13 protein-coding genes, 1 tRNA gene and 1 rRNA gene are annotated in these 20,806 nt (G+C 69.3%); 11 read left to right on the forward strand and 4 right to left on the reverse strand.

Annotation, left to right across the window (positions count from 1 at the left end; all coding sequences use genetic code 11):
• The 3 genes from rrf to ADK57_RS04835 all read left to right on the forward strand — a co-directional run.
• Nucleotides 1-97 (forward strand): 5S ribosomal RNA (gene rrf / locus ADK57_RS04825); the annotation flags it as partial.
• 114 nt (nucleotides 98-211) lie between these two features.
• Entirely contained in the window at nucleotides 212-874 is a 663-nt protein-coding gene (locus ADK57_RS04830; protein ID WP_053748079.1) for a DegT/DnrJ/EryC1/StrS family aminotransferase, read from the forward strand.
• Nucleotides 875-962: 88 nt separating this feature from the next.
• Nucleotides 963-1,038: transfer RNA gene (locus ADK57_RS04835), tRNA-Thr, on the forward strand.
• A 58-nt stretch (nucleotides 1,039-1,096) separates the two neighbouring features.
• Here ADK57_RS04835 and ADK57_RS04840 read toward each other — a convergent pair.
• Nucleotides 1,097-3,850: a SpoIIE family protein phosphatase gene (locus ADK57_RS04840; protein ID WP_053748080.1), complete on the reverse strand. Its 2,754-nt coding sequence runs from the start codon at nucleotides 3,848-3,850 to the stop codon at nucleotides 1,097-1,099.
• Between the two features lie 376 nt (nucleotides 3,851-4,226).
• Between ADK57_RS04840 and ADK57_RS04845 the strand changes: the two genes are divergently transcribed.
• From ADK57_RS04845 to ADK57_RS04880, 8 genes are all read left to right on the forward strand, one after another.
• The gene (locus ADK57_RS04845) at nucleotides 4,227-9,707 is read left to right on the forward strand and encodes a HAMP domain-containing protein (protein WP_107091476.1); all 5,481 of its coding nucleotides are present in this window, start codon (nucleotides 4,227-4,229) and stop codon (nucleotides 9,705-9,707) included.
• Nucleotides 9,708-10,038: 331 nt separating this feature from the next.
• Nucleotides 10,039-10,722: a response regulator gene (locus tag ADK57_RS04850; RefSeq protein ID WP_053748082.1), complete on the forward strand. Its 684-nt coding sequence runs from the start codon at nucleotides 10,039-10,041 to the stop codon at nucleotides 10,720-10,722.
• Between the two features lie 124 nt (nucleotides 10,723-10,846).
• Nucleotides 10,847-13,555: a DNA translocase FtsK gene (locus tag ADK57_RS04855; protein WP_053748083.1), complete on the forward strand. Its 2,709-nt coding sequence runs from the start codon at nucleotides 10,847-10,849 to the stop codon at nucleotides 13,553-13,555.
• Between the two features lie 234 nt (nucleotides 13,556-13,789).
• Complete coding sequence (locus ADK57_RS04860) at nucleotides 13,790-14,632, forward strand: helix-turn-helix domain-containing protein (RefSeq protein WP_053748084.1); 843 nt, start codon at nucleotides 13,790-13,792, stop codon at nucleotides 14,630-14,632.
• A gap of 85 nt (nucleotides 14,633-14,717) precedes the next feature.
• Nucleotides 14,718-16,190 (forward strand): 30S ribosomal protein S12 methylthiotransferase RimO, encoded by a 1,473-nt coding sequence (gene rimO, locus ADK57_RS04865; RefSeq protein ID WP_053748085.1) that lies wholly within the window; start codon nucleotides 14,718-14,720, stop codon nucleotides 16,188-16,190.
• Nucleotides 16,187-16,975, forward strand: a complete 789-nt coding sequence (gene pgsA / locus ADK57_RS04870; RefSeq protein ID WP_053748086.1) for a CDP-diacylglycerol--glycerol-3-phosphate 3-phosphatidyltransferase — start codon at nucleotides 16,187-16,189, stop codon at nucleotides 16,973-16,975. The genes rimO and pgsA overlap by 4 nt, the downstream gene beginning before the upstream one ends.
• The gene (locus ADK57_RS04875) at nucleotides 16,972-17,529 is read left to right on the forward strand and encodes a CinA family protein (protein WP_053748087.1); all 558 of its coding nucleotides are present in this window, start codon (nucleotides 16,972-16,974) and stop codon (nucleotides 17,527-17,529) included. The genes pgsA and ADK57_RS04875 overlap by 4 nt, the downstream gene beginning before the upstream one ends.
• Before the next feature lie 109 nt (nucleotides 17,530-17,638).
• The gene (locus tag ADK57_RS04880) at nucleotides 17,639-18,019 is read left to right on the forward strand and encodes a helix-turn-helix domain-containing protein (RefSeq protein WP_003993396.1); all 381 of its coding nucleotides are present in this window, start codon (nucleotides 17,639-17,641) and stop codon (nucleotides 18,017-18,019) included.
• A 646-nt stretch (nucleotides 18,020-18,665) separates the two neighbouring features.
• Here ADK57_RS04880 and ADK57_RS04885 read toward each other — a convergent pair.
• The 3 genes from ADK57_RS04885 to ADK57_RS04895 form a co-directional block, all read right to left on the reverse strand.
• Entirely contained in the window at nucleotides 18,666-19,430 is a 765-nt protein-coding gene (locus tag ADK57_RS04885; RefSeq protein ID WP_053748088.1) for an SDR family NAD(P)-dependent oxidoreductase, read from the reverse strand.
• A gap of 33 nt (nucleotides 19,431-19,463) precedes the next feature.
• On the reverse strand, nucleotides 19,464-20,300 hold the full coding sequence (locus ADK57_RS04890) for a DNA-formamidopyrimidine glycosylase family protein (RefSeq protein ID WP_053748089.1): 837 nt from the start codon (nucleotides 20,298-20,300) through the stop codon (nucleotides 19,464-19,466).
• Nucleotides 20,301-20,356: 56 nt separating this feature from the next.
• Nucleotides 20,357-20,806: hypothetical protein (locus ADK57_RS04895; RefSeq protein ID WP_159050011.1), on the reverse strand; the 450-nt coding region annotated here is incomplete at its 5' end.

Consider the following 20,806-nt stretch of genomic DNA (forward strand, 5'->3'; position numbering starts at 1 on the left):
GGAAACGCCCGGTTACATTCCGAACCCGGAAGCTAAGCCTTACAGCGCCGATGGTACTGCAGGGGGGACCCTGTGGGAGAGTAGGACGCCGCCGAACAATTCTTCAAAGGGTTGGATCCTGAACTTCGGTTCGGGGTCCAACCCTTTTTTGTTGTGCGTCACTTGAAGTTCACGTTGCGCAACCACGATCGACGGCATGGGTACTGCTGCAATGCTCAGGGCCGCCGGTGTCGGAGTCGGTGACGAGGTTGTCGTGCCGGCCTTCGGGAACGTGGAAGTCGCCGAGGCCGTGGTTCTGGCCGGTGCGCTTCCGGTGTTCGCCGACATAGATCCGGTGACGTACTGCCTCGCCCCGTCCGCTGTCGAAGCGGCCGTAACTGCGCGGACGGCGGCCATAGTTGTCGTACACCGCTTCGGTCGGCCGGCCGACATGGCGCGGCTGCTCGGGGTGGGGGAGCGGCACGGGCTGCTGGTGCTTCAGGAGGGAGAGTCCGAGGCGCCGTACGGCGAGATAGCCCAGCGGAGGCAGCGGGCCGGTTATCTCGATGCGAAGTTGAGGGGCGTGCGTACGCCTGATGGCGGGGACGGGCACACCTATCAGCAGTACGTCGTGCGGGTGCCGGGGAACGGGCGGCCGGACCGGGATGCCTTTGCCCGGGCCGTGCGGGCCAAGGGCGTTGAGTGCTGGGTGCCGGTGAAGACGCCTGTGCATCGGCTGCCCGAATACCGTCGGTGTGTGTCCCTGCCGGAGACCGAGCGGGCTGCCGACGAGACGCTCGCCCTGCCGGTGGATGCCGCGTTGACCAAGCGGGACATGCAACGGATCGTGGGTGCGTGCAATGCCCTTGGGGGATTGCTCCAGCCGGCGTTCTGAGGGCCCGTGAGTGCGGTTGGGAGCACGCATCTGTTCGGGGTATGATCTATTCCGTTGCCGCGGGGGAAAACCCCCGAAAAGGTGACTGGCCCCTATAGCTCAGTCGGTAGAGCGTCTCCATGGTAAGGAGAAGGTCAACGGTTCGATTCCGTTTGGGGGCTCCAGAAGAAAAGGCCCTCGCCCTTCCGGGCGGGGGCCTTTCGCATGCCCTGTTCGGTTCATTCAGTCCTTGTGGAGGCCCGGTACGCGCATCGCGAGGATCGCCATGTCGTCGGACGGGGCGTCCTGCGCGAAGCGTTCCACGGCGCGCATGATGCGGGCGGCGACCGCGCCCGCCGTGAGCCCTGTGCAGGTCGTGAGGACGTCGGCGAGGCCGTCGTCGCCCAGCATGCGGGTGCCTTCACGGCGTTCCGTGACGCCGTCCGTGACGCAGAGGAGGACGTCGCCCGGGTCGAGGGTGACCGACTGCTCGTAGAGCTCCAGGTCTTCCATGACGCCGAGAAGCGGCTGGGGTTCGGCGGCCGGTTCGACCGTGCCGTCCTGGCGGAGACGGAGCGGGAGGGGATGGCCGGCGCAGACCACCTTCAGCTGGGCGCTCCCGTCCTCCTGGGGCCACAACTCGCCGTAGAGAAGGGTGAGGAAGCGGCTGCGGGCGCCCTCGTCGAGGATCGCGGAGTTCAGGCGCTCCAGGACGGCGGGGCCGCTGAGGCCCTCTCGTGCCAGCAGCCGCAGGGCGTGGCGGGCCAGGCCCGTGACCGCCGCCGCGTTCGGGCCCGTACCGCAGACGTCACCGATGGCGAAGCCGTACGCTCCGTCGCGGATCGGGAAGAGGTCGTAGAAGTCGCCGCCGACCTCGTTGCCCTCGCCGGCCGCGCGGTAGATGACCTCGACCTCGACGCCGTCGATCTCGGGGAGTTCGGGCGGCAGGAGGCTGCGCTGGAGGGATTGGCTGATGGCCGTGCGCTCGGAGTAGAGGCGGGCGTTGTCGAGTGCGAGGGCGGCTCGGCGGGACAAGTCCTCGGCCAGTTCCAGGATTTCCTGGCGGAAGTGTTCGTCCGTGGGCTTGCCGAGGGTGAGCATGCCGATGACTCGGTTGCGGGCCACCAAGGGGAGGACCACGGTTTCGCCGCCGACGGCGGAGGCCGTGGCGAGGGTGGGGCCGATGCCCGACGTGACCTGGTGCGGCGGGCCGCCGCTCATGCCGAGGCTGCGCATGGAGCTGCGCAGCGCGGCTTGGTGGGCCGCTTCGCCGGGGGCCGACCAGACGCGGGCGCCGGGGGTGGGGACCGGGTCGGGCGGGGAGATCTTCGACAACAACGACTTGATGCCGTCGATCAGTTCCTCGTCCTCGTGCAGGACGTACGACAGATATGGCTCGGAGGCCTGGTCGGCGATCGTGTAGACGGCGCACCAGGTGGCCAGGGTCGGGACCGTCATCTGGGCCATCAGGGCCAGCGTCTGGTCGCGGTCCAGGGTGCCGGCGAGGAGGTCGGAGGCCTCCACGAGGAAGCTCAGGGAGCCTCGGCGCAGGCGTTCGAGTTCGCCGAGTCGGGCGGACTCGACCGCCAACGCGATCCGGTCGGCGGCGAATTGGAGGCGCAAAGCCTCTTCGTTCGAGTATCTGCCGGGAGACTCGGCGGCGACGCCCAGGGAGCCGGTGAGGCGGCCCTCCACCTTCAGGGGGACCGTGACGACCGAGCGCATGCCGGTGCCGCTCAGCAGCGGTACGGCGCCCGGTACGGCCGTGAGGTCGTCGTGGACGGCCGGCATGCGGGCAGAGCCGTAGCGGCCGGGGCCCGCCTCGACCGGGACGCGGGCGAAGCGCTGGCGGGCGGAGGGCAGGCCGGTGGAGGCGCGGACCTCCAATTCCGTTTCGTCGTCGGTCGCGAGGAGCAGGAAGGCGGAGTCGCCGTCGAGCATGTCGCGGGCGCGCTCGACCGTGCGCTGGAGGAGGCCGTCGAGGTCGTCCGGGGCCGGGGAACCGATGAACACCTCGAAGGGATCGGTGCTCTGGCCGTCGGACGCGGATCCGGTGTCGGAGGCCGGGACGCGCAACGGGGTCTGCAGGACGGCCCGTTCGTGGTCGCGGACCAGGAGGCAGACCGTGGAGGGCTCGCCGCCGGTGTCACGGACGCGGAGGTGGGAGGCGTACACGGAACTGACGCGGCCGTTGGAGGCTCTGATGCCGTAACTGCCCTCCCAGCGAGAGAGTTGGAGAGCCTCGGCGATGCCGGTGCTGGTGCCCGGGGTGTGCGGCCAGGCGGCGAGGTCGGTCAGCGGTTTGCCGAGTACCTGTTCGGCGGCGTAGCCGAAGAGTTCCTCGGCGTCCTCGTTCCAGGACGTGAGGGCGCCCGTGCGGTCGATCTGGACCACGGCGACGCGGACGCGGCCGTCGGCGAGCGGGAGGAGGTCGGCGGGCAGCGAGGGGCCTGCGGCGCGGGTGCCCACCGGGCGTTCGGGGAGGTCGAGTTGGAACCAGACCTGCTTGTGCGTGGGCGTGTACTCCACGCCCCAGTGGCCGGCGAGCGCCGCGCACAGCTGGAGGCCGCGGCCGCCCTCGCGGTCGGGGCTGCCCATGTTGACGGCCTGGCCCTGCATGGGGATCTCGCGCTCCGGATAGCGGTCGGCGACCTCGATCCGTACGCCTTCGTCACTCCGTAGACACAACACGTCCGCGGAGGTGCCCGCGTGCACCACGGCGTTGGTCACCAGTTCGCTGGTGAGGACCACGGCGTCGTCGATGATGTCGGCGAAGCCCCAGCCCTGGAGGGTGTCGCGGACGAAGGAGCGGGCGCTCGCGACCGAGCGCCCCACGGGCTCGAAGCTGGCGGCCGCGCGCGCGGTGATCACAGAACTCCTCGACCGGTTGTCGACGTACAGGGCTCCCTGGCCGGCAAGCTCGTGCCGCTGATGCGGCAGTCCGCTGGACGGCCGGGGGTCCGGGGGCTGTTCCCCAGGGATCAGTCCGGTGGTCATGTGTGCGGCCGCCCCTCCGATGCCCGCTCGTTCTCGTGCCACCGCCCAGGCCGGACGAACCGGCGCGGCTGGACAGCCGAATGCAAGGTTACTTACCTTCCCCGTCCATGCGGATGCCGGTCTGCAGTGTTTCCGTCCGGAGGGTGTGCGGACGATGTGCGAAGCTGCCGAACTGTTATGGCCTGGTTCAGCCAGGGTGAAACACTGGGCAAGCTTCTGGTGAAGGTACTGGCAGGCTGAGTGTGACGCGCACACGGTGGGCAGCAGCCCGGGGTGTGGCCTGATACAGCGGGCATGGATAGGCAGCAGTAACCGATAAGCCGAGCAGTAATACCTGAGCACAGCAGTAACGGTCGACCCCTGCGGGAGGGACACAGTGGAGTCTGGCGCAGCGACGCGGGGCACTAAGACGCGCGCGAAAGGCGGACAGTCCCTGAGTAACCAGCGCAAACCGCGCAGTGGCACCACCGCGGTGGACACGGCCGCCCTGAACAGGCTGCTGGCGGCACTCGTGTCGATGCGGGACGGGAACTTCCGTAAGCGGCTCACCGTGTCCGGTGACGGCGTGATGTCGGAGATCGCGGCGGTCTTCAACGAGGTGGCCGACCGGAATCTCCATCTGACGGGTGAATTGTCGCGTGTCCGGCGCATGGTGGGGCGTGAAGGAAAGCTCACGGAACGGCTGGAAACAGGTGCCTGCGAGGGCTCTTGGGCGGCCGCCATCGACGCTTCGAACGCGTTGGTCGATGATCTCGTACGGCCTGTCTCAGAGGTCAGCCGGGTGCTGTCCGCGGTGGCGGAGGGCGATCTGTCGCCGCGTATGGAGTTGCGGACGCAGGCGCCGGACGGGAGCGGGCATCCGCTGCGCGGGGAGTTCCTGAAGGTCGGGCGGACCGTCAACAATCTGGTCGACCAGCTGTCGACGTTCACCGACGAGGTCACGCGGGTGGCCAGCGAGGTGGGCACCGAGGGCAAACTGGGCGGTCAGGCCCGGGTGCGCGGCATGTCCGGTTCGTGGAAGGACCTGACCGAGTCCGTCAACACGATGGCGTACCGGCTGACGGCGCAGGTGCGGGACATCGCCCTGGTGACGACGGCGGTCGCCAAGGGGGACCTGTCCCGGAAGGTCACGGTTCACGTGGCCGGCGAGATGCTGGAGCTGAAGAACACCGTCAACACGATGGTGGACCAGTTGTCGTCCTTCTCCTCCGAGGTGACCCGCGTGGCGCGCGAGGTCGGTGTGGAGGGCGAGCTGGGCGGTCAGGCGCAGGTGCCCGGTGTGGCCGGTGTGTGGAAGGACCTCACCGATTCGGTGAACCTGATGGCCGGCAACCTGACGGCCCAGGTGCGCGGCATCTCACAGGTGACCACCGCGGTCGCCAGCGGTGACCTGTCGCAGAAGGTGACGGTCTCGGCACGCGGCGAGGTCGCGCAGCTCGCCGACACGATCAACCAGATGACCGAGACGCTGCGGACGTTCGCAGACGAGGTCACGCGGGTGGCGAACGAGGTCGGGGCCGAGGGGCGACTCGGCGGACAGGCGAACGTGCCGGGTGCGGCGGGGACGTGGAAGGACCTCACCGATTCGGTGAACACGGTCTTCCGGAACCTCACCATCCAGGTGCGGGACATCGCCGCCGTGACGACGGCCGTGGCCAGCGGTGACCTGTCGCAGAAGGTCACCGTGGACGTGGCCGGCGAGATGCTGGAGCTGAAGAACACCGTCAACGGGATGGTGGACCAGCTGTCCGCGTTCGGTGCCGAGGTCACGCGGGTGGCGCGCGAGGTCGGTGTCGAGGGTGAACTGGGCGGTCAGGCGCAGGTGTCGGGGGCCGCCGGTACGTGGAAGGACCTGACCGACTCCGTCAACACCGCGTTCCGGAATCTCACCGGACAGGTGAGGAACATCGCGCAGGTGACGACGGCTGTGGCCAACGGTGACCTGTCGCAGAAGGTCACCGTGGACGTCTCCGGCGAGATGCTCCAGCTGAAGAACACCGTGAACACGATGGTGGACCAGCTCTCCGCCTTCGCCGACCAGGTGACGCGGATGGCCCGGGACGTGGGCACCGAGGGACGGCTGGGCGGTCAGGCCGTGGTGCCGGGAGTGTCCGGCACGTGGAAGGAGCTCACCGACTCCGTCAACTTCATGGGCGGCAACCTCACCTCGCAGGTGCGGCAGATCGCCCAGGTGACGACGGCGGTGGCCCGGGGCGACCTGTCGCAGAAGATCGACGTCGACGCGCGGGGCGAGATCCTGGAGCTGAAGAACACCATCAACACGATGGTCGACCAGCTCTCCGCCTTCGCCGACCAGGTGACCCGAGTCGCCCGTGAGGTGGGTACGGAGGGCCGCCTCGGCGGGCAGGCACAGGTGCCCGGCGTCGCCGGTGTGTGGCGTGACCTGACCGACTCCGTGAACGGCATGGCGGGCAACCTCACCGCCCAGGTGCGCAACATCGCGCAGGTGGCCACCGCGGTGGCCCGTGGTGACCTCTCCCAGAAGATCACGGTGGACGCGCGCGGTGAGATCCAGGAGCTCAAGAACACCCTGAACACGATGGTCGACCAGCTGTCGTCGTTCGCCGAGGAGGTCACGCGCGTGGCCCGTGAGGTGGGTACGGAGGGCATCCTCGGCGGTCAGGCCGAGGTGCAGGGCGTCTCCGGCACCTGGAAGGACCTCACGCAGTCCGTGAACTTCATGGCGAACAACCTGACCATCCAGGTGCGCCAGATCGCCGAGGTCACGACCGCGGTCGCCAAGGGCGACCTGTCGAAGAAGATCACCGTGGACGCGAAGGGCGAGATCCTCGAGCTCGTCAGCACCGTCAACACGATGGTCGACCAGCTGTCCTCCTTCGCCGAGCAGGTGACCCGGGTGGCCCGTGAGGTGGGTACCGAGGGCATCCTGGGCGGTCAGGCGCATGTGCCCGGCGTCGTGGGCATCTGGAAGGACCTGAGCGACAACGTCAACCTGATGGCCAACAACCTGACCATGCAGGTGCGGAACATCTCCCAGGTCGCGTCGGCGGTCGCCAACGGTGACTTGACCCGCACGGTGACGATCGAGGCGCGCGGCGAGGTCGCGCAGCTCGCGGACACCTTCAACACCATGGTGAAGACGCTGAGTTCGTTCGCCGACCAGGTCACCAAGGTGGCCCGAGAGGTGGGCACGGACGGCATCCTGGGCGGACAGGCGCGGGTGCCGGGTGTGGCCGGCACGTGGAAGGACCTCACCGAATCGGTGAACCAGATGGCGTCCAACCTGACCGGTCAGGTGCGGAACATCGCCATGGTGACCACGGCCATCGCCAAGGGCGATCTGACCAAGAAGATCGACATCGACGCTCGCGGCGAGATCCTCGAGCTCAAGACGACGATCAACACGATGGTCGACCAGCTGTCGTCCTTCGCCGAGGAGGTCACCCGAGTCGCCCGCGAGGTGGGCACGGAGGGCCAGCTGGGCGGTCAGGCACGCGTGCGTGACGTCGACGGAACCTGGCGCGACCTCACCGAGTCGGTGAACGAGATGGCCGGGAACCTGACCCGGCAGGTGCGTGCCATCGCGCGCGTGGCGACCGCGGTGACCCGCGGCGACCTGAACCTGAAGATCGACGTGGACGCGTCCGGCGAGATCCAGGAACTCCAGGACTACATCAACAAGATGATCGCCAACCTGCGCGACACCACGATCGCCAACAAGGAGCAGGACTGGCTCAAGGGCAACCTGGCCCGTATCTCCGCGCTGATGCAGGGCCGACGCGACCTGGCCGACGTGGCCTCGCTGATCATGAGCGAGCTGACGCCGGTGGTGACCGCGCAGCACGGTGCGTTCTTCGTCGCCATGCCGCTCCTGGACGGCAAGGACCTGAGCGCCGAGGCGGAGGACCAGTACGAGCTGCGGATGCTCGGCTCGTACGGCTACTCGATGGGCTCCATGCCGACGTCGTTCAGGCCGGGTGAGGCGCTGATCGGGACGGCCGCCGAGGAGAAGCGCACGATCCTCGTGGAGAACGCGCCCAGCGGCTATCTGAAGATCTCCTCCGGGCTCGGAGAGGCGCCGCCCGCGCAAGTGATCGTCCTTCCGGTGCTGTTCGAGGGCAAGGTGCTCGGTGTCATCGAGCTGGCCTCCTTCACTCCCTTTACGCAGATTCAGAAGGACTTCCTCAACCAGATCGCCGAGATGATCGCGACCAGCGTCAACACCATCTCCGTCAACACCAAGACGGAGGTGCTGCTGAAGCAGTCCCAGGAGCTGACCGAACAACTCCGCGAGCGGTCGGAGGAGTTGGAGAACCGGCAGAAGGCCCTCCAGGCGTCCAACGCCGAACTCGAGGAGAAGGCGGAGCTGCTGGCCCAGCAGAACCGCGACATCGAGGTGAAGAACACCGAGATCGAGGAGGCACGGCAGGTCCTGGAGGAGCGCGCCGAGCAGCTCGCCGTGTCGATGCGCTACAAGAGCGAGTTCCTGGCGAACATGTCGCACGAGCTGCGTACGCCGCTCAACTCGCTGCTGATCCTAGCCAAGCTGCTCGCGGACAACGCGGAGGGCAACCTCTCGCCGAAGCAGGTCGAGTTCGCCGAGACGATCCACGGAGCCGGTTCCGACCTGCTCCAGCTGATCAACGACATCCTCGACCTGTCGAAGGTCGAGGCGGGCAAGATGGACGTCTCCCCGACGCGCATCGCGCTCGTCCAGCTAGTCGACTACGTGGAGGCCACCTTCCGGCCGCTGACCGCGGAGAAGGGCCTCGACCTGTCCGTACGGGTGTCGCCCGAGCTGCCGGCCACGCTGCACACCGACGAACAGCGGCTCCTTCAGGTGCTGCGCAACCTGCTGTCCAACGCGGTGAAGTTCACCGACTCCGGGGCCGTCGAGCTGGTCATCCGGCCCGCCGGCCGGGATGTGCCGGTGGCGATCCGGGAGCAGCTCCTGGAGGCCGGTTCGCTGCGTGACGCGGACGCCGACCTGATCGCGTTCTCCGTGACGGACACGGGGATCGGGATCGCGGGCAGCAAGATGCGGGTGATCTTCGAGGCGTTCAAGCAGGCGGACGGCACGACGAGCCGCAAGTACGGCGGTACCGGTCTCGGACTGTCGATCTCGCGGGAGATCGCGCAGTTGCTGGGCGGTGAGATCCACGCGCAGAGCGAGACCGGGCGCGGATCGACGTTCACGCTGTATTTGCCGCTGCACCCGAGCGAACTGCCGCCGCAGGGCTATCAGCAGCTCGCGCCCGCCCTGGAGGCCGGAGACCTGGTGGCCTCGGGTCGGCCCGAGCCGTCCGAGCTGTCCGACGTGGAGATCGAGACGCCGGCCGAGGTGAGGTCGTACCGGGAGACGCAGAACGGCGCCGCCGCGCTCTTCAGGCGCCGTCGTCGGCCTGTGCCGGAGATCGAGCAGCGTCTCGCGCAGCAGGAGCAGTGGCCCGTGGCGGCGGAGCAGCAGGTGGTGCCGAAGTCGCGCCGCGGCATCCGGTTCGGCGGGGAGAAGGTGCTGATCGTCGACGACGACATCCGCAACGTCTTCGCGCTGACCAGCGTCCTCGAACAGCACGGACTGTCCGTCCTGTACGCCGAGAACGGGCGTGAGGGCATCGAGGTCCTGGAGCAGCACGACGACGTGGCGGTCGTCCTGATGGACATCATGATGCCCGAGATGGACGGATATGCGACGACCACGGCGATCCGCAGGATGCCGCAGTTCGCCGGACTGCCGATCATCGCGCTGACCGCGAAGGCGATGAAGGGCGACCGGGAGAAGGCGATCGAGTCGGGCGCCTCCGACTACGTGACCAAGCCGGTCGACCCGGATCATCTGTTGACGGTGATGGAGCAGTGGATGCGTGGCGAGTGACGGAATCGAGTGACGGGATCGGTCGGGCTTTGCGGGGGCTTCGTGCGGATGTGGCGGGAACCTTCGGCGGGTACCCGGAGTTGCTGACACTCGGTGGCCGAAGCCGTGTAGAAGTACGGGATTCGGGGAACCTTCTGGTCTCCCGCCGCGTTTCTGCTACGTGCACAGTGACATCACGGTGACAGGGTGTGGCGACGGGCGGGGTGCGGCTACGATGACCGGCACAAGGACGGGCGGCGAAAGGGAGTCGTCCCCTGGGGCGGCGCCGGTGGGCGTCACCCCAAGTCCTGCGGACAGGGGAGGCCCCACGCCGGGGCGAGGAGGGCGGGCCATGGTGCAGAAGGCCAAGATCCTCCTGGTCGATGACCGGCCGGAGAATCTGCTCGCGCTGGAGGCCATCCTCTCCGCGCTCGATCAGACACTGGTGCGGGCATCGTCCGGGGAGGAAGCGCTCAAAGCACTGCTCACGGACGACTTCGCGGTCATTCTGCTGGACGTCCAGATGCCGGGCATGGACGGTTTCGAAACGGCCGCGCACATCAAGCGGCGAGAACGGACCCGGGACATCCCGATCATCTTCCTCACCGCGATCAACCACGGACCGCATCACACGTTCCGCGGGTACGCGGCGGGCGCGGTCGACTACATCTCCAAGCCGTTCGACCCCTGGGTGCTGCGCGCCAAGGTCTCCGTCTTCGTCGAGCTGTACATGAAGAACTGTCAGCTGAGGGAGCAGGCGGCGCTGCTGCGGCTCCAGTTGGAGGGTGGCGGCGGCAAGGCGGCGGCCGGGGAGGCGAAGGAGCCCGCGGGGCTGCTCGCCGAGCTGTCGGCGCGGCTGGCAGCGGTCGAAGAGCAGGCGGAGGCACTGTCGAAGCAGCTGGACGACGAGTCCGCCGACGCGGCGGCGGTCGCCACAGCAGCTCATCTCGAACGCAAACTCACGGGTTTGCGGCGGGCGCTGGACGCCCTGGAACCGGGCACGGGGAGTTCTCCCACGGTGCCGTCGCAGAACTGACGCGTGCCGCGGGACCCGTTGACCGTGAGCGGGCGTCAGTTCAGCTCCTTTTCAAAGGCGACACGAACGGGTGAAGCAGTGGGCACACGTGTCCGCTGTCGTCTCCACCGGTAACCTCACACCTATGGCCTCACGTCCCTCCGCAGCCAAGAAGCCCGCCAAGAAGGCGGCCGCTCCGGCGAAGGCTCCGGCGAAGAAGGCCGCTGCGAAAAAGGCGCCCGCCAAGAAAGCGCCCGCCAAGAAGGCCGCGGCGAAGAAAGCCGCGCCGCCGAAGCCGGCGCCCAGCCCGACCGGGGGCATCTATCGGCTTGTGCGCGCCCTCTGGCTCGGCGTCGCACACGCCGTCGGCGCGGTGTTCCGCGGGATAGGGCAGGGCGCGAAGAACCTCGACCCCGCCCACCGCAAGGACGGCATCGCGCTGTTGCTGCTCGGCCTCGGCCTGATCGTCGCCGCCGGTACCTGGTCGAACCTGCGCGGTCCCGTCGGAGACCTCGTCGAGATGCTGGTGACCGGCGCCTTCGGCCGTCTCGACCTGCTCGTGCCGATACTGCTCGCGGTCATCGCCGTCCGGTTCATCCGCCACCCCGAGCAGCCCGAGGCAAACGGCCGCATCGTGATCGGCCTGTCCGCGCTCGTCATCGGCGTGCTCGGCCAGGTCCACATCGCCTGCGGCTCGCCCGCCCGCAGTGAGGGCATGCAGGCGATAAGGGATGCCGGCGGCCTGATCGGCTGGGGAGCGGCGACGCCGTTGACGTACACCATGGGCGAGGTCCTGGCCGTACCGCTGCTCGTGCTGCTGACGATCTTCGGGCTGCTGGTCGTCACGGCCACCCCGGTCAATGCCATCCCGCAGCGGCTGCGGCTGCTCGGGGTGCGGCTCGGCATCGTGCACGACCCCGCCGAGGTCGAGCTGGGGGAGGACGACGAGCGCTACGACGACCAGTGGCGCGACGCGCTCCCCGCGCGCCCCCGCAGGCGCGGCCCGGCCCCCGCGGCGTACGACCCCGACGGAGCGGAGCAGGAGGCCCTCTCACGGCGTCGTGGCCGCCCCCGGCGCTCCGCGGTGCCGCAGCCCGACCCGGACCGTCCCCTGGACGCCGTGGACGTCGCCGCGGCCGCTGCCGCCGCGCTGGACGGTGCCGTGCTGCACGGGATGCCGCCCTCGCCGATCGTCGCCGACCTCACCCAGGGCGTGAGCGTGGGGGAGCGCGAGGAGTCGACTCCGACGCCGACTCCCGTACCGGCGCCGGCCGCGCGGCCCAAGCAGGAGAAGCTCGACGCGGGGGTCGCGGACCTCACCAAGGCCGCTCCCGACGTGCCCCGCGACCTGCCGTCACGCGCCGAGCAGCTCCAGCTGTCCGGCGACATCACCTATTCGCTGCCCTCGCTCGACCTCCTCACGCGCGGAGGGCCCGGCAAGTCCCGCAGCGCCGCGAACGACGCGGTCGTCGCCTCACTCACGACCGTCTTCTCCGAGTTCAAGGTCGACGCCGCCGTCACCGGCTTCACGCGCGGGCCGACGGTCACGCGCTACGAGGTCGAGCTCGGCCCCGCCGTGAAGGTCGAGCGGATCACCGCCCTGACCAAGAACATCGCGTACGCCGTCGCCAGCCCGGACGTACGGATCATCAGCCCGATCCCCGGCAAGTCGGCGGTCGGCATCGAGATCCCGAACACCGACCGGGAGATGGTCAACCTCGGTGACGTCCTCCGTCTGGCGGCGGCGGCCGAGGACGACCACCCGATGCTGGTGGCGCTCGGCAAGGACGTCGAGGGCGGCTATGTGATGGCCAACCTGGCGAAGATGCCGCACGTCCTCGTCGCCGGAGCCACCGGTTCCGGTAAGTCGTCCTGCATCAACTGCCTGATCACGTCGATCATGGTCCGCGCGACCCCCGAGGACGTCCGCATGGTCCTCGTCGACCCCAAGCGCGTCGAGCTGACCGCGTACGAGGGCATCCCGCACCTGATCACGCCCATCATCACCAACCCGAAGCGGGCCGCCGAGGCGCTCCAGTGGGTCGTACGAGAGATGGATCTCCGGTACGACGACCTGGCGGCGTACGGCTACCGGCACATCGACGACTTCAACGAAGCCGTGCGCAACGGCAAGGTGAAGTCGCCGGAGGGCAGTGAGCGCGAGCTCCAGCCGTATCCGTACCTGCTGGTGATCGTCGACGAGCTCGCCGACCTGATGATGGTCGCCCCGCGCGACGTCGAGGACTCGATCGTTCGGATCACGCAGCTCGCGCGCGCGGCCGGCATCCATCTGGTGCTCGCCACTCAGCGGCCGTCGGTCGACGTCGTCACCGGTCTGATCAAGGCGAACGTGCCCTCCCGGCTCGCCTTCGCCACCTCCTCGCTCGCCGACTCGCGGGTCATCCTCGACCAGCCCGGTGCCGAGAAGCTGATCGGCAAGGGCGACGGCCTGTACCTGCCGATGGGGCAGAACAAGCCCACCCGTATGCAGGGTGCCTTCGTCACCGAGGACGAGGTCGCGACGGTCGTCCAGCACTGCAAGGACCAGATGGCGCCGGTCTTCCGGGACGACGTCACCGTGGGCACCAAGCAGAAGAAGGAGATCGACGAGGAGATCGGCGACGACCTCGACCTGCTCTGCCAGGCCGCCGAACTGGTCGTCTCCACGCAGTTCGGGTCGACCTCCATGCTGCAGCGGAAGCTGCGGGTCGGCTTCGCCAAGGCGGGGCGGCTCATGGACCTCATGGAGTCCCGGAACATCGTCGGGCCGAGCGAAGGCTCAAAGGCTCGTGACGTTCTTGTGAAGGCTGATGAGCTGGACGGAGTGCTCGCGGTGATCCGCGGGGAGGCTTAAAGGGAGTCCCAAGGCCGCGGTTCGATCGTGACTAACCCGTAAGGGATCATTGAGCAACCGTTTCCCTTCGGCGTACGTCAAGTTGAGGGAAGCGAAAAGCTCCTGCCCCGCCCTCGGCGTGTCCGGCCATACCGATGGCGTACAAAGTGTGACCGCCCGGTTGCCCCACCCTTTCGTACCCCCCATAGACTGAACCTCCAGCACAGGCGGCTAAAACGCTCGAAAGGCGCCCCCGTGTCCCTCGGCAACTCCCCTGAAGACGAGCGTCCGTTCGAAGACGACCGTGAGGAAGCCCGCCCCTCGATCGGCCGTGCCCTACAGCAGGCACGTATCGCTGCCGGACTGACCGTCGACGACGTCAGTTCCGCCACCCGGGTCCGCATCACCATCGTGCACGCCATCGAGGCGGACGACTTCGACGCCTGTGGCGGCGACGTCTACGCCCGCGGTCACATCCGAACCCTGGCCAAGGCCGTTCGTCTGGATCCCGCCCCGCTGCTCGCCCAGTACGACGACGATCACGGCGGGCGTCCGGCGCCGACCCCGGCGGCTCCGCTGTTCGAGGCGGAACGCATCCGTCCCGAGCGGCGCGGGCCCAATTGGACGGCAGCCATGGTCGCCGCGATCGTCGCCGTGGTCGGCTTCGTCGGGTTCACCGCGTTCCGGGGCGGTGACGACGACGGCGGCTCGACGACGCAGGTCGCCGATGGCTCCAAGCCGGCGACCAGCAAGGCCGCCTCGCCCACGCCGAAGAACGACAAGCCCGAGGATCCGAAGCCGGACCCCTCGGACAGCGCCATCGCCGCCGCGCCCCACGACAAGGTGACGGTCCAGGTCAGCGCCGCCGACGGAAAGAGCTGGATCTCCGCCAAGGACCACAACGGCCGGCTCCTGTTCGACGGGCTGCTCAAGCAGGGCGAGTCCAAGACCTTCCAGGACAACGAGAAGGTCAACCTCGTCCTCGGCGACGCCGGGGCCATCCAGCTGTACGTGAACGGCAAAAAGATCGACGACGACTGGCAGCCGGGGGCCGTGGAGCGGCTCACGTATACGAAGGGTGACCCCCAGGTCGGTTGAGACGCGGCGTGTACGGACGGGGTTGGCCAAGATCGGCCAACCCCGTCGACGTGGGGTGTCAGTGGGACGAAGTAGTCTTGAGCCCATGCCTGAACGCCGTACCGTCGCACTCGTCACTCTTGGCTGCGCCCGTAACGAGGTGGACTCGGAGGAGCTCGCAGGCCGCTTGGAGGCGGACGGCTGGGCCCTCGTGGAGGACGCCTCGGACGCTGACGTCGCCGTCGTCAACACGTGCGGCTTCGTCGACGCCGCCAAGAAGGACTCCGTCGACGCCCTCCTGGAGGCCAACGACCTCAAGGGGCACGGCAGAACCCAGGCCGTCGTGGCGGTGGGCTGCATGGCCGAGCGGTACGGCAAGGACCTCGCCGAGGCTCTCCCCGAGGCCGACGGCGTACTCGGCTTCGACGACTACGCCGACATCTCCGACCGGCTGCAGACCATCCTGAACGGCGGCATCCACGCCTCCCACACCCCGCGCGACCGGCGCAAGCTGCTGCCGATCAGCCCTGCCGAGCGGCAGTCGGCCTCCGACGTAGCGCTCCCCGGGCACGGCGCCGCGTCCGACCTGCCGGAGGGGCTCGCTCCGGCCTCCGGGCCGCGGGCGCCCCTGCGCCGCCGCCTGGACGGTTCCCCTGTCGCCTCGGTGAAGCTCGCCTCCGGCTGCGACCGGCGCTGCTCCTTCTGCGCCATCCCGTCCTTCCGCGGCTCCTTCATCTCGCGCCGCCCCAGCGACGTGCTGAACGAGACGCGGTGGCTGGGCGAGCAGGGCGTCAAGGAGATCATGCTGGTCTCCGAGAACAACACGTCGTACGGCAAGGACCTGGGCGACATCCGCCTCCTCGAGTCCCTGCTGCCCGAGCTCGCCGAGGTCGACGGCATCGAGCGGGTGCGCGTCAGCTACCTCCAGCCCGCCGAGATGCGGCCCGGGCTCATCGACGTCCTGACTTCCACGCCCAAGGTCGTGCCCTACTTCGACCTGTCCTTCCAGCACTCCGCGCCCGGCGTGCTGCGCGCGATGCGCCGCTTCGGCGACACGGACCGCTTCCTGGAGCTGCTCGACACCATCCGGGGCAAGGCCCCCCAGGCCGGCGTCCGCTCCAACTTCATCGTGGGCTTCCCCGGCGAGAGCGAGGCCGACCTGGCCGAGCTGGAGCGCTTCCTGAACGGCGCGAGGCTGGACGCCATCGGCGTCTTCGGGTACTCCGACGAGGAGGGCACGGAAGCGGCGACGTACGAGAACAAGCTCGACGAGGATGTCGTCGCCGAGCGGCTGGCCCGCGTCTCCCGACTCGCCGAGGAACTCGTCTCGCAGCGGGCCGAGGAGCGCGTGGGCGAGACCATGCACGTGCTCGTGGAGTCGGTGGACTCCGTCGAGGGTGTGTACGGCCGTGGAGCGCACCAGGCGCCCGAGACCGACGGCCAGGTGCTGCTCACGAGCGGCGAGGGACTGAGTGTCGGTCGTATGGTCGAGGCGAAGGTGGTCGGTACGGAAGGTGTCGACCTGGTGGCCGAGCCGCTGCAGGGCTCGCTCGCGTGTAGCGAGGAGGCGGACAGATGACCGGAGTCCCGGCGTCCGCTGCGGGTGGCTCCTCCGCCGCGAAGCCCGCGGCCGCGGGCACGGCGGCCTCGGGTGCCGCCTCCAAGCCCGGTGTCGTCTCCGGTGCCTCTGCCGCTTCTGTCGCCCCTGCCGCCTCTGGTTCTGATTCCGGTTCGAAGTCCGCGCGTGGCGGCAAGCTGACGGCCGCCGCCGTCAACCAGGCCAGTGTCTGGAACATCGCCAATCTGCTGACCATGCTCCGACTGCTCCTCGTGCCCGGCTTCGTCGCGCTGATGCTCGCCGACGGCGGGTACGACCCGGCCTGGCGCTCGTTTGCCTGGGCGGCGTTCGCCGTCGCCATGATCACCGACCTGTTCGACGGGCATCTGGCGCGCACGTACAACCTCGTCACCGACTTCGGGAAGATCGCCGACCCCATCGCCGACAAGGCGATCATGGGGGCGGCGCTGATCTGTCTGTCCGCGCTCGGGGACCTGCCGTGGTGGGTGACGGCCGTCATCCTCGGCCGGGAACTCGGGATCACGCTGCTGCGTTTCCTCGTCATCCGGTACGGCGTCATTCCCGCGAGCCGCGGCGGCAAGCTCAAGACCCTCACGCAGGGCGTGGCCGTGGGGATGTACGTCCTGGCACTGACGGGATGGCTGGCCACCCTGAGGTTCTGGGTGATGGCGGCCGCGGTCGTGCTGACCGTCGTGACCGGGCTGGACTATGTGAGACAGGCCATTGTGCTGCGCCGGCAGGGAATCGCCGAGCGCAAGGCGGCGTTGGAGGAGACGGAAGCGTGAGTTCCCCAGCCGCCGACGTAGCCGTAGAAGTGGTACGACTACTCACGGTGAAGGGTGAGACGCTCGCCGTTGCCGAGTCGCTCACGGGCGGACTGGTTGCGGCGGAAATCACAGCGGTCCCCGGGGCGTCCAAGGCCTTCCTGGGGTCGGTGACCGCTTACGCCACCGACCTCAAGCGTGAACTGCTGGGTGTCGACGCCACTCTGCTGGCGGCGCGAGGGGCGGTGGATCCGCAGGTCGCGGGCCTGATGGCGGCCGGAGTGCGCAAGGCGCTCGGTGCCGACTGGGGCATAGCGACCACCGGAGTCGCCGGTCCGGAACCGCAGGACGGCAAGCCCGTCGGGACGGTTTTCGTGGCCGTCGACGGGCCCCTCGCGGGGTCTTCCGGCGCAACCGGTGGCGGGAAAGTGACCGCGCTGCGGTTGAACGGCGACCGTGCGGAAATTCGTATGGAGAGTGTACGGAGCGTACTCGCACTGCTCCTGGAGGGGCTTGCGAGCGAACGAACTGAGAATGAGCGGGCACAGGATACGGAACGGAACGGGGGGTTTTGATGTTTGCAGCCCTGAGTGAACACGACATCGCTCCCCGCACGGCCGCGGCGCAAGGCGGTACGGTGGGGCGAGAAGGATGCGGCTACGCGGTCCGAGGAGGGAGCCACCGATGATTCTGCTCCGTCGCCTGTTGGGTGACGTGCTGCGTCGGCAGCGCCAACGCCAGGGCCGTACTCTGCGCGAAGTCTCCTCGTCCGCCCGAGTCTCACTCGGCTATCTCTCCGAGGTGGAGCGGGGGCAGAAGGAGGCTTCCTCCGAGCTGCTCTCCGCCATCTGCGACGCGCTGGACGTACGGATGTCCGAGCTCATGCGAGAAGTGAGCGACGAGCTCGCCCTCGCCGAGCTGGCCCAGTCTGCTGCGGCCACCCCCAGCGAGCCTGTGCCGACGCCGGTTCGCCCGATGCTGGGCTCCGTCTCGGTGACCGGTGTGCCACCGGAACGGGTGACGATCAAGGCGCCCGCCGAAGCGGTCGACGTGGTCGCCGCGTGACGCTCACGCTGAAGTGCTTGCGCTGACGTGCGCTGATCGCGCTCGAATGCGCTGAGGAAGTGTGTGAGGCCCCGGCCGGGGCTTCTCCAGGGAGACCTGGAGGAGAGCGGTCGGGGTTTTTCGCGTTGTGCGGGTGTTTTCGGGGCCGGGGATCGGTCGGGGGTCTTTTCTGGTTCGGGGCGGCGGGGCCTCGGGTCCGTTTGCCGGTGGGGTCCGTGGCGGTCATGGTGGAGCTGGGTTGTGCCCGGCCGGGACCGAGTGACGGGCGGTGCTCCCGTGTGCCGCCGGTGCGCCCTCCCCGTGGGTGAGGCGGCGGCCTAGCGTCGGGCTGGTCGGGGCTGGAGGTGAGGGTCCATGGCAGGGCCGATAGCGCGCTGGGGGGCGGTTCTCGGGCTCGGGGCCCTGTGGTGGTGGGCCGTGCTGCGGCTCGCGCTGGCGTCGGACGCGGGGGCGCTGGAGGGGGCGGTCGCGGCCGGGGGGTGGGGGCTGAGTCTGCTGCCGGTGCACTGCGTGCCGAAAGACCGGGCCGCGGGCGCCGTGGCCTCGGGGCGGTGGGCGGCGGCCTGGCGGCCGGCCCGGGCCACTGTGGCATCGCCACACGCTCAGGCCACCGCGGCATCGCCACGGGCTCAGGCCACCGCGGCAGCTACCACGGCATCGCCACACCGCCGTTCGGACGCAGAATCTGGCCTGTCGTGAAGGACGAGGCGTCGCATGCCAGGTAGAGCACGGCCTGGGCGACGTCCTCCGGTTCGCCCACCCGGCCCAGTGGTGACATCCGGGCCATGAGGGACTCGGTGTGCGACTGCGCCTCCGTGTCGTGGCGGTCGGTCATGGGGGTGCGGATCCAGCCCGGCGCCACGGCGTTGACCCGGATGCCGTGCCGGCCGACCTCGGTCGCGAGTGTCTTCGTCAGCTGGACGACGGCCGCCTTGGCCGCGCCGTAACAGAGCAGGCCGGGGCCGCCGGTGTCCACGGCGCCCGAGGCCATCGTGACGATGCTGCCCCTGGTGCGCCGGGCGAGCATCAGACGGGCCGCCTCCTGGCAGGCGTACAGCACTCCCCTGAAGTTGACGTTCAGCACCCGGTCGAGGTCCTCGTCCCGGGTCTCCAGGACCGGGCTGCTGTGCATGATGCCGGCGACCGCGGCCATTACGTCCAGCTGCTCGCAGGAGGCGACGGCCTCGTGCAGCTGTTCGCGGTCGGTGACGTCGAGGTGGTGGGTGAGGGCCGTGCCACCGGTGTCCTTGATGGCTCTCGCGGTCGCGTCGAGACCCGGTGCGTCGAGGTCCGCGCAGTGCACGGTGGCGCCGGCCGCGGCGAGCAGGACGGCCGAGGCGCGGCCGATGCCACTGGCGGCGCCGGTGACGAATGCGGTGCGGCCGGTGAGGTCGTACGCCTTGAGGGGCATGGTGGGGACGGTACGAGGAGTTCTGACGGGTCGTCAATTAGTCGTACGGCGCTGTGTTCTGCGGAGCGGGGTGGTGGTCGGGGCCGGGCCCCGCTGGCAGGTGGGGCACCAGTACGTGGGGCGTTCGCGGGAGCCGTCGCCCTGGTCGGCCACGCGGACGGGGGTGTGGCAGCGGAGGCAGGGGCGGGGTGCGCGGCCGTACACGAACAGGTCCTGGCCTCGGCGGCCCGTCGTGGTGCGGACCGGGCGGTCGCGGTTGGCTTCCAGGAGCTTCTTGGCGAACGCGGGCAGTTGCGCGGCTCGGTCGGCGGGGAGGGCACCGACGGGCAGCCAGGGGGTGACGCCGAGGAGGAAGCAGAGCTCGCTCTTGTAGACATTGCCGATGCCGGCGAGGTTGCGCTGGTCGAGCAGTGCTTCGCCGAGGGGGCGGCTGGGGTCGGCGAGGAGGTTGGCCAGGGCCTGGTCCGGGTTCCAGTCCGGGCCCAGGAGGTCGGGGCCGAGATGGCCGACGGCGCGGTGTTCGTCGGTGGTGCGCAGGAGTTCGAGCACGGGGAGGCGGTAGCCGACGGCCGTGCGGTCGGCGGTGCCGAGGATGGCGCGGATCTGGTGGGTCGGGCCGCCGGTCCAGCGCTGGTGGTTGTCGTACACCTTCCAGGAGCCGTCCATGCGCAGGTGCGAGTGGAGGGTGAGGCCGCCCTCGATACGGGTGAGGAGGTGTTTGCCGCGCGGGGCGACTTCCAGGACGGTGCGGCCCGTGAGGTCGGCCGTGGCGTACTTCGGCACCCGGAGGTCGCTGCGGGTCAGGACCTTGCCCGCGAGGGCGGTGTGCAGCCGCCTCGCGGCCTGCCAGACCGTGTCTCCTTCGGGCATGGGTCAAGGGTGGCACGCGGCGCGTGGTGCGCGTTGTGCGGCGTGGTTTGTCGGGTTCATGCGCGGAGGCGCAGGCCGCGTGGGGTGGCGATGAAGCCTGCTCTTTCCAGGAGGGCACCGATGGGGGACGTCAGGGCCGAGGCGCCGTTGACGCGCTCGACGGTGACGGTGCCGAGGGAGCCTGCTTTGGCCGCCGAGGCGAGGGCCTGCGCGGCGGTTTGGAGACGTGGGTCGTCGGTGGCCGTGCCGGCCGGGTCGGAGGGCCAGGCCAGCAGGGTCTTGCCGCCCCGCTCCATGTAGAGCGTCAGCTCGCCGTCGACGAGAACCACCAGCGAGCCCGCCTTCCGGCCCGGCTTGTGGCCGGCGTCGGTCGGGGGATCCGGCCAGGGGAGGGCGGCGCCGTATGCGTTCGCAGGGTCGGCGGCGGCGAGGACGACGGCTCGGGAGTCGGGGGTGGGGCGGGTGCGGTGGGGGGAGGAAGAGGAGCCGTGTGGGCCGTATGCGGG

This window comes from Streptomyces sp. MMG1533 (assembly GCF_001279775.1).
Classification (GTDB): Bacteria; Actinomycetota; Actinomycetes; order Streptomycetales; family Streptomycetaceae; genus Streptomyces.

Coding starts and splice junctions, on each gene's coding strand:
- ADK57_RS04830 (WP_053748079.1), top strand. CDS start 212: ATGCTCAGGGCCGCCGGTGTCGGAGTCGGTGACGAGGTTGTCGTGCCG.
- ADK57_RS04840 (WP_053748080.1), bottom strand. CDS start 3,850: ATGACCACCGGACTGATCCCTGGGGAACAGCCCCCGGACCCCCGGCCG.
- ADK57_RS04850 (WP_053748082.1), top strand. CDS start 10,039: ATGGTGCAGAAGGCCAAGATCCTCCTGGTCGATGACCGGCCGGAGAAT.
- ADK57_RS04855 (WP_053748083.1), top strand. CDS start 10,847: ATGGCCTCACGTCCCTCCGCAGCCAAGAAGCCCGCCAAGAAGGCGGCC.
- rimO (WP_053748085.1), top strand. CDS start 14,718: ATGCCTGAACGCCGTACCGTCGCACTCGTCACTCTTGGCTGCGCCCGT.
- pgsA (WP_053748086.1), top strand. CDS start 16,187: ATGACCGGAGTCCCGGCGTCCGCTGCGGGTGGCTCCTCCGCCGCGAAG.
- ADK57_RS04880 (WP_003993396.1), top strand. CDS start 17,639: ATGATTCTGCTCCGTCGCCTGTTGGGTGACGTGCTGCGTCGGCAGCGC.
- ADK57_RS04885 (WP_053748088.1), bottom strand. CDS start 19,430: ATGCCCCTCAAGGCGTACGACCTCACCGGCCGCACCGCATTCGTCACC.
- ADK57_RS04890 (WP_053748089.1), bottom strand. CDS start 20,300: ATGCCCGAAGGAGACACGGTCTGGCAGGCCGCGAGGCGGCTGCACACC.